This is a genomic window from Kribbella catacumbae DSM 19601 (assembly GCF_000372465.1).
GTDB classification, from domain to species: Bacteria; Actinomycetota; Actinomycetes; order Propionibacteriales; family Kribbellaceae; genus Kribbella; species Kribbella catacumbae.
Genome location: NZ_AQUZ01000001.1, coordinates 353709 through 369505, shown reverse-complemented (window position 1 = coordinate 369505; position 15797 = coordinate 353709). Strand labels below are relative to the sequence as shown.

The 15797-nt window shown below is 67.2% G+C and carries 16 protein-coding genes and 1 pseudogene; 14 read left to right on the top strand and 3 right to left on the bottom strand.

The window, feature by feature from the left end; translation table 11 throughout:
• Positions 1-143: 143 nt before the first annotated feature.
• Positions 144-380 carry a hypothetical protein gene (locus tag A3ES_RS0101625; RefSeq protein ID WP_020385024.1) on the top strand — a complete coding sequence of 79 codons (237 nt, stop codon included), beginning with the start codon at positions 144-146 and terminating at the stop codon, positions 378-380.
• 114 nt (positions 381-494) lie between these two features.
• Entirely contained in the window at positions 495-932 is a 438-nt protein-coding gene (locus A3ES_RS0101620) for a ribonuclease H family protein (RefSeq protein ID WP_026162469.1), read from the top strand.
• Positions 933-1003: 71 nt separating this feature from the next.
• On the opposite strand, the gene A3ES_RS0101615 is transcribed toward A3ES_RS0101620, so the two are convergent.
• From A3ES_RS0101615 to A3ES_RS56980, 3 genes and pseudogenes are all read right to left on the bottom strand, one after another.
• Positions 1004-1903, bottom strand: coding sequence for a pseudouridine-5'-phosphate glycosidase (locus A3ES_RS0101615; RefSeq protein ID WP_202806409.1), 900 nt, complete (start codon positions 1901-1903; stop codon positions 1004-1006).
• On the bottom strand, positions 1896-2078 hold the full coding sequence (locus A3ES_RS56985) for a PfkB family carbohydrate kinase (RefSeq protein ID WP_169501727.1): 183 nt from the start codon (positions 2076-2078) through the stop codon (positions 1896-1898). Before A3ES_RS56985 ends, A3ES_RS0101615 begins: the two co-directional genes overlap by 8 nt.
• A gap of 48 nt (positions 2079-2126) precedes the next feature.
• Positions 2127-2284 (bottom strand): annotated as a pseudogene (locus tag A3ES_RS56980) (hypothetical protein); the annotation flags it as partial.
• A gap of 123 nt (positions 2285-2407) precedes the next feature.
• Here A3ES_RS56980 and A3ES_RS0101605 point away from each other — a divergent pair.
• The 12 genes from A3ES_RS0101605 to A3ES_RS0101550 all read left to right on the top strand — a co-directional run bounded on the left by A3ES_RS0101605 (position 2408) and on the right by A3ES_RS0101550 (position 15795).
• On the top strand, positions 2408-2782 hold the full coding sequence (locus tag A3ES_RS0101605) for a VOC family protein (protein WP_020385020.1): 375 nt from the start codon (positions 2408-2410) through the stop codon (positions 2780-2782).
• Between the two features lie 15 nt (positions 2783-2797).
• The gene (locus A3ES_RS0101600; RefSeq protein ID WP_020385019.1) at positions 2798-3319 is read left to right on the top strand and encodes a histidine phosphatase family protein; all 522 of its coding nucleotides are present in this window, start codon (positions 2798-2800) and stop codon (positions 3317-3319) included.
• A 253-nt stretch (positions 3320-3572) separates the two neighbouring features.
• The gene (locus A3ES_RS0101595; RefSeq protein ID WP_063745909.1) at positions 3573-4874 is read left to right on the top strand and encodes an ABC transporter substrate-binding protein; all 1302 of its coding nucleotides are present in this window, start codon (positions 3573-3575) and stop codon (positions 4872-4874) included.
• Positions 4874-5821, top strand: a complete 948-nt coding sequence (locus A3ES_RS0101590) for a carbohydrate ABC transporter permease (protein WP_020385017.1) — start codon at positions 4874-4876, stop codon at positions 5819-5821. Before A3ES_RS0101595 ends, A3ES_RS0101590 begins: the two co-directional genes overlap by 1 nt.
• A complete protein-coding gene (locus A3ES_RS0101585; protein WP_157630252.1) occupies positions 5814-6659 on the top strand; it encodes a carbohydrate ABC transporter permease in 846 nt (281 codons plus the stop codon). The genes A3ES_RS0101590 and A3ES_RS0101585 overlap by 8 nt, the downstream gene beginning before the upstream one ends.
• Positions 6660-6693: 34 nt before the next feature.
• Entirely contained in the window at positions 6694-7572 is an 879-nt protein-coding gene (locus A3ES_RS45860; protein ID WP_169501724.1) for a MurR/RpiR family transcriptional regulator, read from the top strand.
• Between the two features lie 8 nt (positions 7573-7580).
• Positions 7581-9815, top strand: a complete 2235-nt coding sequence (locus tag A3ES_RS0101575) for an FAD-dependent oxidoreductase (protein WP_020385014.1) — start codon at positions 7581-7583, stop codon at positions 9813-9815.
• 274 nt (positions 9816-10089) lie between these two features.
• Positions 10090-11778: an ABC transporter substrate-binding protein gene (locus tag A3ES_RS0101570; protein ID WP_083933118.1), complete on the top strand. Its 1689-nt coding sequence runs from the start codon at positions 10090-10092 to the stop codon at positions 11776-11778.
• Positions 11779-11785: 7 nt separating this feature from the next.
• Positions 11786-12883, top strand: a complete 1098-nt coding sequence (locus tag A3ES_RS0101565; protein ID WP_020385012.1) for an ABC transporter permease — start codon at positions 11786-11788, stop codon at positions 12881-12883.
• Positions 12880-13776 (top strand): ABC transporter permease, encoded by an 897-nt coding sequence (locus tag A3ES_RS0101560; RefSeq protein ID WP_020385011.1) that lies wholly within the window; start codon positions 12880-12882, stop codon positions 13774-13776. The genes A3ES_RS0101565 and A3ES_RS0101560 overlap by 4 nt, the downstream gene beginning before the upstream one ends.
• On the top strand, positions 13773-14792 hold the full coding sequence (locus tag A3ES_RS0101555) for an ABC transporter ATP-binding protein (RefSeq protein WP_020385010.1): 1020 nt from the start codon (positions 13773-13775) through the stop codon (positions 14790-14792). The genes A3ES_RS0101560 and A3ES_RS0101555 overlap by 4 nt, the downstream gene beginning before the upstream one ends.
• Positions 14785-15795: an ABC transporter ATP-binding protein gene (locus tag A3ES_RS0101550; protein ID WP_026162467.1), complete on the top strand. Its 1011-nt coding sequence runs from the start codon at positions 14785-14787 to the stop codon at positions 15793-15795. The genes A3ES_RS0101555 and A3ES_RS0101550 overlap by 8 nt, the downstream gene beginning before the upstream one ends.
• Positions 15796-15797: the final 2 nt, after the last annotated feature.

Sequence of the window (15797 nt, the reverse complement as noted above, 5' to 3'; positions counted from 1 at the left end):
AGACGCCGGCCCGGGACCACCCGGGCCGGCGTCAGCCCCCCACCATCCGGATTCGTCCGGATTCTCCCCGCGGTCGACCGAACGCCACGAGACTCGTCGCAGACAGGTTGATCCGGTGGACCAACGTCCGTTTGGGATACACGATGAACCCCGGCGAGCATGCCAACGGCCACATCGTGTTCCGGCCGGTCAACACGACCAACGAGACCGTCTTCTCGACCTGCAAGGACGGCGGGACCGGCGAGATCTGGGCCCCGGACCGGGCGTGCTCGACCGGCAAGACCTGGTGGGTCTCCGGATATCAGGACCGAGCCGACGCGTACATCTACAACGTCAACGGCGCGCTCATCGCGGCGGGCGCCACGAACTGGACCAACTGAGGTAAGTGGGCGGTGACCTGTGCCGTCGACGCGGTTCGGTCACAGCCGGCCGCAACTGAGTAGTGTTTCGCTGTGATGCCTTCAGTTCGCGCTCGCCGTCCTCGTCCGGCCGACATGACAGTCCCCGTCGGCGCGCGCTCGGTGTTCACCGACGGTGCCTGCTCGCGCAACCCTGGACCTGGGGGCTGGGCCTGGGCGCTGTCGACGACCGAGTATGCCGCCGGTCACGAGGCTGCCTCCACGAATCAGCGGATGGAGATCCGTGCGGCCCTCGAGGCCGTGCGGGCGAATGACGGTCCGCTGTTGGTCGTCTCGGATTCGACCTACGTGGTCAACTGCTTCCGCGACGGGTGGCACAGAGGTTGGCTCGAGCGAGGTTGGCTCACCTCAGCAAGGAAGCCGGTCGCCAACAGGGACCTCTGGGAGCCCCTGGTGGAGTTGGTGATTGAGCGCGGGGATGTCGCCTTCCAGTGGGTGAAGGGCCATTCCGGCCACGAGATGAACGACTACGTGGATGGCCTGGCCGTCGCTGCCTGCTTCCCACAGCACTGACCTGGATGGCCGCGCGGCATCCCATTTGCCTGTCCCGTCACTGGCCTCGGCCGGATCGGTCCTCTTGGGTCCTACCGTGTCATCGCGACGGCGATTCGGGCTGCGATGGCGGCGTTGTTTCGGGCCAGGGCGAGATTGGCTGGGATGCTCTGGCCGTCTGTTTCCTTCTCGATCCTCGCCAGGACGTACGGCGTGACGGCGGGGCCGGTGACTCCTGCATCGGCGCTCGCGTCGACGGCGGCGGCGAGTACGGCGCTGATGCGCGACTCCGGGATCTCGTCGGCTACGGGGATCGGGACGGTCAGCAGGACGCCGGTGGTCGGCCGCGCCCGATACCGCAGTACGTCGCAGACCGTGTGCTCGTCGTCGACTCGGTGGGGGACCGGCAGACCGCTCGACCGCGTGTAGAAGGCGGGGAACCAGTCGTGCTGCCAGCCCAGGACCGGGACGCCCGCGGTCTCGAGGTACTCGAGTGTCCGTGGCAGGTCGAGGAAGGCCTTGGCGCCGGCGGAGACGGTGATGACCGGATGGTTGGCGATGGCGTCGAGGTCGGCCGAGATGTCCCCGGTGAGCTCGGATCCGCGGTGGACGCCACCGATGCCGCCGGTGGCGAAGACCGAGATGCCTGCCGCGTGGGCCAGCGCAACCGTCGCCGAGACTGTGGTGACGCCGACATCCCACTTCTGTGCGCGTGCCACCGACAGATCGCGCTCGGCGACCTTCCGCCTGCCTTGCAGCACTCGCTTCTCTTCGTCCGGCGTGAGCCCGAGATGGGGCCGGCCGTCGAGGATGGCGGCCACAGCGGGTGTGGCGCCGAGATCGAGAACTGCTTGCTTGCAGACCTCGAGCGCGTCGGCGTTCGCGGGGGCGGGCAGGCCAAGGGTCGAGAAGATGGTCGACTCCAGCGCGACGACCGCCCGGCCTTCGGCCAAGGCCTGCGCCACGTCATCGGAAAGGACGGCCTCAGTCACGGACAGCTCCCTGTTCATCGGTGGTCAGGATGGCGCCAGGTTCAGTGAGAACTCTCCTGGCGAGGTTATGGCCTGCTTCGACTGCCTCGACAGGCTCGGCATTGTCGAGTACTGCAGCCAGGAAGGCCGCCGCAAACGCATCGCCGGCGCCGGTCGTGTCACGAGAACGGGCCATGACGGCCCAGTCAGCGAGTACGCCGAGAGGTGGTACGCCTCCGCGCCGGAGATCCACGAGTCCGGAACATCGGCGAGTTCCGCCGCGGCGGCTCGGTCCGGGAACATCGTGCGTTCGCCATCGTCATCCACCAGGATGACGATGGTGCCGGTTCGGCCCTGTCGCTGGACCAAGGGATCGACGCCCGCCGCGACCAGTTCACGCACAAGTGCCGCACCGACCACGTCGTCCCCGACCCGGCCGACCAACCGGACCGGAGTACACCAGGCGCTGTTGGCTCATTGGTTCACACTATGGCGGCGACGGGCCCGGCGAGGTGAGATAGGAAGATGACAGTCCAACTCAATCACACCATCGTGCATTCCCGCGACAAGGAAGAGGCCGCTCGATTCCTTGCGGAGATCCTCGGAGTCGCCGAGCCAACGCCGTACGGGCCGTTCCTGGTCGTGCAGCTGGGGGAGGTGTCCCTGGACTTCGCTGACGAGGGCGGCGCGGTCACCCCGCAGCACTACGCGTTCCTGGTCGGTGAACCGGAGTTCGACGCGATCTTCGAGCGCATTGAAGAACGCGGCCTGGACTACTGGGCCGACCCCTTCCGGCGACGGCCGGGGGAGATCAACACCAATGACGGCGGCCGTGGCGTGTACTGGCTGGACCCGAACGGCCACATCCTGGAGATCATCACCCGCCCGTACGGCGGCTAGCGGAAGCGGATCGAGATGACGCGGTACGTCGAGTTGCGCAGGCACACCGACAACGACGGTGATCGCCTCACGCCACAAGGGATAGCGGATGCCGAGGCGATCGCCGCTCGGCTGAGTCCGCCGTACGCCGCTTTCGTGTCGACCGGCGCAGCACGCTGCACCCAGATGGTGGAGATACTGCGGAGCGCGGCAGGCCAGGACGACGTACCGATCACCGAAGCGACTGGCCTCCGCTCGTCGGTGGAGGACCGCTGGCGCGACGCGGCGAAGGCAGCAGGAAAGGGCGCGGACGTCGAGGCCATCCGGACGGTCGACCCAGAGCTCGTCGAGCGGGAGTCATGGCTGCTAGGCCTGGTGTTGAGGCAACTGATGGAAGACCTGCCTGAGGGCGGCCGCGCACTAGTCGTCGGCCACAGCCCCACCAACGAAGCCGCCATCCTGGGCCTGACCGGCCGGGTGATCCCTACCTTGGCCAAGGGCGAAGGCGTACTAGTAACCAACGACGCCAACCACTACCAAACCGAACCACTGCCCTGAAATGTCAAAGCCGGCCCGTGGATCCAGACCGGCTCCCCGCCGCGATCGCCTCCCAGCGACGTCGTCGTGTCCCAGCCCCGACCCCGACGCCGCTTCCTACCCCGCCGGAAAGCTCGATTCCCACGTCTAGTGGTGTGTCCCGTCAACTCCTGGGCACCGGTGAAAAACATTTACCAACTGGTTGCCAGAAACTGCTCACCTGGATAATCTTTTGCCTACTCGACGGGCGAACCGTGATCGAGAGGAGAAAGTTGTGCGAGGAGAGCTGTCGCGGAGGCGGTTCCTTGCGGGGGCTGGGGCCGTTGGTGCCGCCGGCCTGTTGCCGGGGTGTTCCGGGGACGAGCGGGGTTCGGAGATTCTGCAGGTCTGGGGCGGCGTGCCGGCGGCGTCCGGGCCGGGGAAGGTGGTGGAGGCGTTCCAGCGGAAGTTTCCGCAGTACAAGGTGAACTACACGCGGTTCGTCAACGATCCCCGCGGCAACCTGAAGCTGGACACCGCGTTGCAAGGTGGCCTGGACATCGACGTGTACTTCACGTACACGTCGGCATCGCTGGCCCTCAGAGCGGGATCAGGGATGGCCGCGGATCTGACCGACCGGGTGAAGGCGGACCTGGAGCTCGCGTTGTTCCTCGACGCCGAGCAGCCGCGGGCGTTCGTCGAGGACGGTCGGGTGAAGGCGCTGGCCACGGCCCGGGAGCCATACTTCGTGCTCGTCAACGAGACGCTCCGCCGGCAGGCCGGAGTGGAACTGCCGCGGCGCTGGACGATCGACGAGTTCCGCGCGACCGCACGTTCACTGACCACGGACCGCACCGTCGGCGCGTACACGGTCCCCGACCTCGCGCGGATCTCCCTCGGGCCGGACTACTGGTACGGCGAGGACGGCAAGTCCAACTTCGACGACCCGGTCTTCGAGCAGACGCTGGCCACCGGGCGCGCGATGATCGACGAGGGCAGCACGTTCCGCTGGAGCGAGGTGCTCGCCCGGCATCTCAACACGTACCAGCAGAACTCGTTCCTGAAGGCCGAGTTCAACCTCTGGCCGACCGCGCCGTTCAACCTGCGCTACCTGTACGACGGGAAGTTGTACCCGCACGACTTCAAGGTCGGCTTCGTGCCACCCCCGACGGTGCCGGGCGGCGGTGACTGGAACGGCGGCAGCTACAACAACTTCGTCATGATGAACCCGAAGTCCGCCAAGACCGAGGCGGCCTGGCAGTTCATCAAGTTCTGGCTGACCGAGGGATCCGCACCGATGCTCGCGGGAGGCAAGATCCCGACGCTCGGCAACGTCACCGACGACCAGCTGGTCACCGGCCTGCTCGGCAAGGAACCGGACAAGTACTTCGACCTGGACTCCTTCCGTCGCGTCGTCCTGCAGGCCGAGCCCAAGCTCGCCACCGACACCAAGCTGGCCGGCTTCCCCGAGATCACCCTCGCCTACAACCAGCAACGCGACCTGTGCTGGCTGGGCGAGAAAGCACCAGGACCCGCGATCCGCGAGGTCTACCGGCTGGCCAATGCCGCCATCGCCCGCAACGAGGGGAGTGCCTGATGACCGTCGCGACTCCACCCGCGCCAGTGCGGACCGCCGTCGAACGGCGACCTGCCGAGGGACCCGGCCGCGGCATCAAGCCCAGCGGCTGGACCGGCCTGGCCTTCATCGCGCCGAACCTGCTCGGCGTCGTGGCCTTCACCCTGATCCCGCTGATCAGCGTGATCCTGCTCGCCTTCACCGACTGGAACCTGGTGTCCGGTCTCGGCGGCATCGACTTCAACGGCCTGGACAACTTCGTCGCGATCGCCCGCGACCCGGGCTTCTGGAACGCTGTCGGCCTGACACTCCTGTACGTCGGAGTCAGCGTTCCCCTGACCGTCGTCCTCGGACTGGCGCTCGGGATCGCGCTGAACCGCCCACTGCCGGGCCGTGCGGTCCTACGGGCCGCGTTCTTCCTTCCCTACATCGTCAACACGGTCGCGATCGGCATGACGTGGCTGATGCTGATGAACCCGCGGTCCGGACTCGTCAACCAGACCCTGGACATCTTCGGGATCTCGCCGGGCTGGTTCGCCTCGTCGCACTGGGCGCTGCCGGCGCTGATCGTGATGGCGGTCTGGGGTGGGGTCGGCTACTGCTCGCTGATCTACCTGTCCGCCCTGCAGGACGCGCCGAGCCAGCTGTACGAGGCGGCCGACATCGACGGCGCCGGCGTCTGGGCCAAGTTCCGCTGCATCACCTGGCCATCGTTGCTTCCGACAACGATCTTCCTCGCCGTGACGCTGACCATCGGCGCTTCCCAGGGCTTCGGGCTGATCGCGCTGATCACCTCCGGCGGCCCGGGCGACTCCACCACGACCATCTCGTACTACATGTACCAGACGGGATTCCAGTTCTACCGGTTCGGCTACGCCTCGGCGATCGGCCTGGTGACGTTCGCCGGGGTACTCGTGCTGACCCTGCTGACCTGGCGGGCGCAGCGAGGGAGGGCTCTCAATGACTAGGACGATGACACAGCAACGGGCAGCGAAAGCCAAGTGGTACTGGGGAATCCCGCTGTGGATCCTCGCGATCGCCTTCCTCGCGCCGTTCGCCTGGATGCTGTCGACCGCGCTGAAACAGGACGTCGACGCCTTCAGGGTTCCGATGCAGTGGATCCCGGACCCGGCCCAGTGGGAGAACTTCAAGACCGTCCTGGTCGGCGAAACCTCCGTCCTGCCGGCCTTCGGCCGCTCGGTGCTGGTCGCTCTGCTCCGGGTGGCGGGTGAGCTGATCACCGCGACGATGGCGGGCTATGCCTTCGCCCGGATGGCGTTCCGCGGCCGCGACCGGCTCTTCCTGCTCTACCTGGCGACCGCGATCATTCCCGCGCAGTTGCTGCTGGTGCCGCGGTTCATCTACTTCCAGAGGCTCGGCCTGTACGACACGCTGTGGGCGCTCATCCTGCCCGGCATGTTCACCGTGCTCGGCACCTTCCTGATGCGCCAGTTCTTCGTCAGCCAGCCGGCCGAGTTCGCCGAGGCGGCCCGGATGGACGGCGCCAACGAGTGGCAGATCTTCAGCAGGATCTACCTGCCGCAGGCCGCGCCGGTACTGAGTGCGCTCGGCATCCTGGCCTTCGTCTGGTCCTGGAACGACTACGAGACACCGCTGGTCCTGATCAGCAGCCCCGACCAGTACACCCTGCCGCTCAGCCTGACCAACTTCGTCGACGAACAGGGCTCGATCGCACCCGGCCTGACGATGGCCGCCTCGGTGGTCTCGATCGTGCCGGTGCTCCTCGTCTTCGTCCTCCTGCAACGGCGCTTCGTCGCCGCCATGACCCATACCGGCATCAAGTAGAGGGATACGTGATGATCGCGGGATGGGAGTAGAGATGGACAGAGCCGACAGCCCGAGCCCGCTGCAGGTGGTCAAGCGGGCCCTGCCCGATCTGAACGGCTCGATGCACCGGGTGGCGGAGCACATCCTGGCCAACCCCGACGAGGTGGCGCGCGGCTCGATCACCAAGCTCGCGACGGCCGCCGGGACCTCGGCGGCCACGGTGACCCGGCTCTCGACGCACCTCGGGTTCGCCGGATACCCCGCGCTGCGTGCTGCGCTGGCGATGGAGGTCGGCCGAGGACTGGAGGCGGGCTGGACGAGTGACATCGGCCTGGCCATCGGCCCGGCGGATCCGCCCGAGCAGGTGCTGCACGTGCTGGCCGGCACCCAGGCGAACGCGCTGCGGAACGCGCTGGGGTCGATCGACCTGGTCGCCGCGGCCCGGGTGGCGGACGCGATCGCCGGCGCGCGCCGTACCCATATCTACGGCGAGTGGGGCGACGCGATCCCGGCCCGCGAGCTGTACATCAGGTTGCTGCGGATCGGCATCCCGGTCTGGTTCTTCGACGGACCGCAGTCCGCGCAGATCGCCTCCGGGCTGCTCGGTGACGGAGATGTCGCGCTGGTCGTGTCGCGGTCCGGCATCGACCCGGCGACGCTGGAGTTCATCCGTCGCTCGAAGGCCGAGGGTGCCCTCACGGTGGCGATCACCGGCGTCGCCGACTCGCCGGTCGGTACGGAGGCCGAGGTCGGCCTCGACACCGGTACTCCGGCCGGCGGTACCTGGACCGAGTTCTTCGCCGGCCGGGCCAGTGACACTCTCACGGCCGGCCTGCTCTTCGTCCTGGTCGCCCAGCGCGTCCCGGACCACCTCACCGCCAACCACCCGAACGGGCCGGGGCAACCGGTCGTGCATCCAGATACCAGATAGGTGATTGCATGCAGCAACTCCACGTCCAGTCCGACCTGATCGTGGTGGGTGGTGGCCTGGCCGGCGTCTGCGCGGCGATCGGCGCCGCCCGGCAGGGGAGCACGGTCTCCCTGATCCAGAACCGCCCGGTGCTCGGGGGCAACTCCTCCAGCGAGGTGCGGGTCTGGGTCTGCGGTGCCACCGCCCACGGCGTCCAGCACTTCGCCCGCGAGACCGGGATCATGGGCGAGCTCTTCGTCGAGAACCAGTACCGCAATCCCGAGGGCAACCCGTACTACTGGGACCTCGTCGTACTGGAAGCGGTCCGGGCGGAGCCGAGCATCACGCTCTACCTCAACACCGACGTCCGGACCGTGGAGGCGTCCGGGCCGGCCGGCGACCGGGTGATCACGTCGGTGACCGGCTGGCAGATGGGGTCGGAGAAGGAGATTCACTTCACCGGTCCGGTCTTCCTCGACTGCACGGGCGACGGGCTGATCGGGTTCCTGGCCGGTGCGGACTACGTGACCGGACGCGAGCCCAGGTCGCAGTACGGCGAGTCGTGGGCGCCGGAGGTCCCAGACCGCAACACACTCGGCAGCACGATCCTCTTCTACAGCAAGGATGTCGGGCATCCGGTGAAGTACGTTCCGCCCTCGTTCGCGCTCGACATCACCAAGACCTCCATCCCGGAGCGCCGGGTGATCCGGACCGACCACAACGGCTGCGCCAACTGGTGGGTCGAGTGGGGTGGCGAGCTCGACGTCGTCGACGACAACGAGCTGATCCGCGACGAACTGCAGGCCGCGGTCTACGGGATCTGGGACCACCTCAAGAACTCCGGGCTGTACGACGCCGACAACCTCACGCTCGAGTGGATCGGGTCGCTCCCGGGCAAACGCGAGTACCGGCGGTTCCTGGGGGACCACGTGCTCACGCAGCACGACGTCCTCGGGCAAGAGCTCTTCGAAGACCGAGTCGCCTTCGGTGGCTGGTCGGTCGACCTACACCCGCCGGGCGGAATGTACGCGACCGAGCGCGGGTCGAGGCACTGGCACCCGGATGGGAACTACCACATCCCGCTGCGGTCGCTGTACTCGCGGAACGTGCGGAACCTGTGGATGGCGGGCAGGAACATCAGCGCCAGTCATGTGGCGTTCGGGACTACTCGGGTGATGGCGACGTGCGCAGTACTGGGTGAGGCGGCCGGGGTGGCTGCTTCGGTGGCGTCGCGGGCCGGGCTTACTCCTCGTGAGCTGGCTACTGAGCATTTCGACCTGGTGCGGAAGGCGTTGCATCGCGCGGACGCGTCTGTGCTGGGTGTTGCAGACACTGACCCGGACAACGTCGCGCTGACGGCGTCGGTGACGGCCTCCTCGACACTGCGGCGGATGGCGGTGGAGGTATCTGCTGGGACTCGCGAGCTTGCTACCGACCTGGCGATGGTGGTGCCGGTCGATCCCGAGCTGGATGGTCTGGAGCTGCTGGTGGATGCCGCTGTGGCGACGAGGCTCACTGTTGAGCTGCACGATCCACTGAAGCCGCAGAACTACCTGCCGCTGCGGAAGCTCGCCGAGTGGACCATGGAGGTGGACGCCGGCGAGAAGCGGTGGGTGCGGTTTCCAGTGACATGGAGACCTGAGCAGGCGCAGAACGCGGTGCTTGTTCTGAAGGCGAATCCCTCGATCGCATTGCATGTCGCGGACTCGGCACTGCCAGGGATGATCTTCTTCGCGCATCGGAGTCCGGATCCCGACGAGCAGTACACGGAGCAATTCCGGGAGTGGAAGCACATCCTGCCGCGGGCGAGTCTGTGCTTCCGGCTAGGGGCCGAGTCCGATTCCTATGCGCCGAACAAGGTGGTTGGCGGCTTCGGGCGTCCATATGGAGGCCCGCAAGTGTGGGTGTCCGAAGACCTTGCCTGGGACTCGGTGCCTTGGCTGGAACTGGCTTGGCCCGAGCCGGTGGAGGTGGCTGAAGTAGTGGTGATCCTGAATGACGACGTGGAGGAGGATCTGATCAACCTCCATCACCACCGGACGCCGTTCGACGTACTGCCGACTCTGGTGCGGGACTACGAAGTACAGGTGGCTGATGCCTCTGGTACGTGGCAGACGGTGGCCACTGTGACAGAGAACCGGCGGCGCCGGCAGAGCCATCGGCTACCGGCCCCTCTGACCCTCTCGCGGTTGCGGCTGGTGGCGCGAGCTACCAATGGAGCATCGCGTGCTCATGTCGTCTCCGCGCGTGTCTACGCCGCTTAGCGACCACTGCTGGCAACTATGGGCGCCGTTCCAAGGCGTCGATCAGGGCGAGCGGGCCGTCGGGCCCGATGATTTCTGTGGTCGACGGGGTCAAGACAACGATATCTCTCTGGCGCTGTCAAGGGGTCGCGTTGCTTGGTGTGAACACGCTCAACGACGCACATTCTTGCGCGAAGATTGATGGTTGACAACACTCACATGCATTGACAACGTATGCCCTCTCGTCCGGTCCGGCCTGCCTCCCGAGGTCGGCCGCCAGGGAAACGGAGTCGTCATGAGGAAGCGTTCCCCAGCGGTGCTGGGTGCTCTCGCGGTCGCGGTCGCGATCACCGTGGTGGGCTGCACCAGTCCCAATTCACCGAATGCGAAGAAGTCCGAGCAGTTGGGTGGCTACGACCCCGGCTACACCTGCAGCAAGGCGTCCTGCCCGACCGCGCTGACGGCCGGGCTGGCCGGTGGCCAATCGACCTTCGTGCGGAACTTCAACCCGTTCTCGCCGACGGCCACCTCGGGCACGTTCTTCCTGTACGAGCCGCTGTGGATGTTCAACATCCTCAAAGAGGGCGAGTTCATCCCGTGGCTGGCGGACAAGCCCGTGTGGTCGCCGGACGGCAAGAAGATCACCATCAAGCTCAATGACGCCGCGACCTGGAGCGACGGCTCCCCGGTCACGGCCGACGACCTGGTCTTCACCCTCGAGGCGCTCAAGAAGGACCCGGAGCTGCAGAAGTTCGAGTACGTCGCCGCCAAGGCGGTGGACGCCAAGACCGCGGAGATAACCTTCGCCGGCCCGGCGTACACGCTGGAGAGCACCATCGGCGGCGTCTCGATCGTGCCGAAGAAGATCTGGGAGTCGCAGGACCTGAAGAAGTGGACGAACCCCGAGCCGGTGGTCAGCGGGCCGTACAAGCTCGGGCAGTTCTCCAGCCAGCAGGTCGTGCTGCAGGCCCGGGCCGACTACTGGAAGCAGAAGGTGCCGGTCCCGCAGATCAAGATCCCGATTCTCGGCCAGGCCGAGGAGCAGAAGCTGATGTCGGGCGAGCTGGAGTGGTCCGGCGGTGCGATCCCGAACGTCAAGAAGGTCTACGTCGACAAGGACCCGAAGCACAACCATGCCTGGTACCCGTCGTACGGCTCGCTGAACGTGTACTACAACCCGGCCCGCAAGCCGTTCGACAACGCGAGCGTCCGCAAGGGCCTGTCGCTGGCGATCGACGGCGACCAGGTGATGAAGATCGTCACCCAGGACCTGTCGTACTCGATCAACCCGACCGGGATGGACCAGAAGACCCAGGGCAAGTGGATCGCCCCGCAGTACAAGGATCTGCCCTACGGCAAGGCGAACGCCGAGGCGGCGCTGGCCGAGCTGGCCAAGGCCGGGTACACCAAGAAGGGTGACCAGCTGGTCGGACCGGACGGCAAGCAGCTGACCGTCGACCTGCCGGAGAACGCGGAGTACAAGGACGCCATCCAGCGGGACCAGATCATCGCCGAGCAGTGGAAGAAGATCGGCGTCAAGGCCAACGTACGGCCGGTACCCGGTACCCAGCTCGACGCGCTGAAGAAGTCGGCCGACCTGGACGTCACGGTCGGAGGCGCGGTGTACGGAGCGAACCCGTGGAGCTACTACGACGACATCCTCAGCTCCAAGAACGCCGGCGCCTGGGCAAACTACGGAAGCTGGAAGGACCCGGCCACGGACGCGTTGCTGAAGAAGCTGTCCGAGACCGGTGACCCGGCCGAGCAGCTGAAGGTGGTCGGCGAGCTGCAGAAGGTCATGGTCGAGAAGGTGCCGAGCTTCCCGGTGGCGAGCATCGGCGCGTCGGCGGAGTACAACTCCAAGCACTGGGTCGGCTGGCCGAACGAGGAGAACCCGTATGCGATGCCGCCGCCGTGGGCCGCGGGTGACAATCTCCGGGTGGTTCTGTCGCTGAAGCCGAACCCCGACACATACGGAAGCTGACAGCCGGATGACGTCGAGTGTCGAGGTCGTCGACTCGGGCGGCGGCAGCGCGGTGCCGCCGCCCGGCGCGGAGCCCCTAGCTAGTCCGGGGCCGAAGCGAGGCCGCCGGTCGTCGTGGGTGTACGTCGCCCGCCGGGTCCGGTTCTACCTGGTCGCGACCTGGGTCGCGATCACGCTGAACTTCTTCATTCCCCGGTTGATGCCGGGTGACCCGGCCGGCGCGATCATCGAGAACCTGCGCCGGACGCAGACAGTCTCCGCCGAACAGGTGCGGGCGATCCAGCGGCTGTTCGGTGGTTCGGACGATCCGCTGTGGCGGCAGTACTTCGGCTACCTGAACCAGCTCGCGCACGGTGACTTCGGCATCTCGACGGCGTTCTATCCGACCCCGGTCTCGGAGGTGATCGGGTCGGGGATCTGGTGGACGCTCGGCCTGGTCGGAACCACCACCATCCTTGCGTTCCTGCTCGGCACGGGTCTCGGCATCCTGGCCGGACGCCGGCCGGGCCGCGGGTTCGACGCGATCGCGGCACCGCTGTCTACGTTCATCGGCGCGCTGCCGTTCTTCGCGGTCGCCCAGCTCCTCCAGCTGTTCCTGGCCGGGAAGCTCGGCTGGTTCCCCGACATCCATGGGTACGACGTCGACAACCTGGTGCCCGCGTTCGACCTCTACTTCGTCCCGAGCGTGATCCACCACGCGCTGCTGCCGGCCTTCACGATCATCGCCGGGTCGATCGGCGGCTGGCTGCTCGGCATGCGGAACATGATGATCACCACCATCTCCGAGGACTACGTGCTGCTCGCCGAGGCGAAGGGACTGTCGCCGCGCCGGGTGATGACGCAGTACGCCGCCCGGAACGCGATCCTTCCCAGCGTCACCGGCCTGGCCGTGTCCCTCGGGTTCGTGGTCGGTGGGTCGCTGCTGGCCGAGGTGGTGTTCGCCTACCCGGGCGTCGGCTACCTCTTCTACCAGTCGGTGACGAGCGTGGACTACCAGCTGATGCAGGCGCTGTTCCTGATCATCTCGCTGTCGGTACTGGCGGCGAACTTCATCGCGGACTCGGTCTACGGACTGATCGATCCGCGGGCCAGGGAGGACGTGTGAACAGGCTTCGCCTGCCGGACAGTACGAAGGTCCGGGTCGGCCTGATGATCTTCGGCTTCTTCGTGCTCGTCGCCCTCGTCGGCCCGACCCTGGTCACCCACGTGTTCGGCCTGAGTGCGACCGAGCTGGACGTCGAGCACTTGCGCGAGGCGCCGTCGTCGGCGCACTGGCTCGGTACCGACAAGAACGGTCGCGATCTACTCGCCCGGCTCGTCGTCGGGACCCGGACCTCGTTGCAGATCGGCCTGTTCGCTGGACTGATCGCGACCGGCCTGGCGACGCTGCTCGGCATCGCCGGCGCGTACATCGGCGGCCGGACCGACGCGTTCCTGACCGCCTTCACCAACATCTTCCTGGTGATCCCCGGGCTGCCGCTGCTGATCATCGTCGGCAGCTACGTCAAGGGCCGCGGCGGCTGGTGGGTCACCGCGCTCATCATCGGCCTGACCAGCTGGGCCGGCGGCGCGCGGCAGAAGCGGGCCCAGGCGCTGTCCCTGCGCAACCGTGACTTCGTGACCGCGACCGAGATGCTCGGCGAGTCGCGGCGCCGGGTGATCGTCTTCGAGCTGGTGCCGCACCTGGCACCGCTGATCGCGGCCAGCCTGCTGTTCTCGGTCGTCGGCGCGATCTTCGCCGAGGCCGGGTTGGCGTTCATCGGCGCCGGCAACCCCTCGATCATCAGCTGGGGGATGCTGATCAACGAAGCCGGGCCCAACGCGCTGTTCAACGGCGAGTGGTGGACGTTCGTTCCGCCGGCGGCCTGTATCGCGCTGCTCGGCACCGCGGCCGGGCTGATCAACTTCGGCATCGACGAGATCTCCAATCCCCGGCTGCGGATGGTCGCCCGCAAGGCCTCCACCAGGCTGACCGCGGTGACGGGAGCCAAGCGATGAACGAAGTACTGCTCGAGGTGGACGGCCTGCACGTCGGGTACGAGACCGAGGACCGGCCGGTCAACGCGGTGGTGGATGCGAGCTTCACGCTGCGCCGGGGCGAGATCCTCGGTGTCGCGGGGGAGAGCGGTAGCGGCAAGTCGACGCTGATCAACGCGATCACCCGGCTGCAACGGCCGCCCGCGGTGACCACGGCCGGTACTGCGCTGTTCCACGCGCAGGACGGCAGCAAGGTCGACCTGCTCCGTGCCGATCGCGACCAGCTGGCGAAGATTCGCTGGGAAGAGGTGTCGATCGTCTTCCAGTCGGCGATGAACGCTCTCAATCCGGTCCTTCGGCTCGGTGCCCAGTTCGTCGACGCGCTGCAGGCGCACCGCCGGCTGAGTGACGCCGACGCGGAAGCCCGGGCGGCCGAGCTGGTCCGGATGGTGGGGATCCCGGCCGATCGGTTGCGGGCCTTCCCGCACGAGTTGTCCGGCGGGATGCGGCAGCGCGCCACCATCGCGCTGGCCCTGGCCTGTGATCCCGAGCTGGTCGTGATGGACGAGCCCACGACGGCGGTGGACGTCGTGATGCAGCGCCAGATCCTGCGGCAGGTGCAACGACTGCAGCGCGAGCTGGGCTTCGCGATCGTCTTCATCACCCACGACCTGTCGCTGCTGATCGAGATCGCCGATCGGATCGCGGTGATGTACGCCGGCCGGATCGTCGAGCTCGGTCCGGCCCGGCAGCTGTACGACGACCCGCTGCATCCGTACGCGGCCGGGCTTCGCGACTCGTTCCCGCCCTTGCACGGCCCGATCCGCGTCCTGCGGGGGATCCCGGGCTCGCCGCCCGATCTCCGCGACCCGCCGCCCGGGTGCGCGTTCCACCCCAGGTGTTCGAAGCGGTTCGCGCGCTGTGACACCGAGCTGCCGGAGCTGCTGCGCCCGGTCGATGGTCGTCAGGTGGCCTGTCACCTGCACGATGCCGCCGTACTAGGAGAGCGTCCAGTGGAAGGTGAGAAAGTTGGCTGAGGCAACGGAGAGACCCGCGCCGGTGCTCGAGGCTCGCAACGCCACGAAGTACTTCGAGGTGCGCGGCCGGGGCCACCACGAGGTCCGCGCCCTGGAGGCGGCGAATCTCACCTTGTACCGCGGCCGGATCGCCGCCCTGGTGGGTGAGAGCGGCAGCGGCAAGACCACGCTGGCACGGTTGATGGCGTTGGCCTATCCGCTCACCGACGGCGAGATCCTGCTCGACGGAGTCCCCGCCGACCCGCGCGGTCAGAAGGACCGGCGACGGTACTACGCCCGCGTCCAGCTGATCTTCCAGGACCCGTTCTCGTCGCTGAACCACTTGAAGCGGGTGCGTTACATCATCGGCCGGGCCTTGCGAATCCATGGGCACGCGTCCGGCCGCGCCGAGGTCGAGGCAAAGGTCCTGGAACTGCTGGAGCGGGTGAACCTGACGCCGGCCAAGGACTTCATCGACAAGTTCCCGCACCAGCTCTCGGGCGGTCAGCGCCAGCGCGTCGTGATCGCTCGGGCTCTCGCGGTCGAGCCCGCGGTCCTGCTCGGCGACGAGCCGGTCTCGATGCTCGACGTGTCGATCCGGCTCGACATCCTCAACCTGCTGGCGAAGCTGCGCGATGACGAGGGCTTGGCGATCCTCTACATCACCCACGACATCGCGAGTGCGCGTTACTTCGCCGACGACATCAACGTGATGTACGCCGGTCAGCTGGTCGAGTCAGGTCCGGCCGAGGCGGTCAGCCAGCAGCCGAAGCACCCGTACACCCGGCTGTTGCTCGACTGTTCACCCGATCCGGATCGCAGCGACAGCGGCGTGGTGGACACCTTCGACGACGAACTAGGTGAACCGCCCAGCCTGATCGACCCGCCACCGGGCTGCCGCTTCCACCCACGCTGCCCGTTCGCGCGCGACGAGTGCCGAACCCGGTTGCCCGAGGCAACCACCTTCGAGGACGGCAGCTGGACCCGTTGCTGGCTGTACGGAGAGGGCGGTCAGGCCGGGTGATC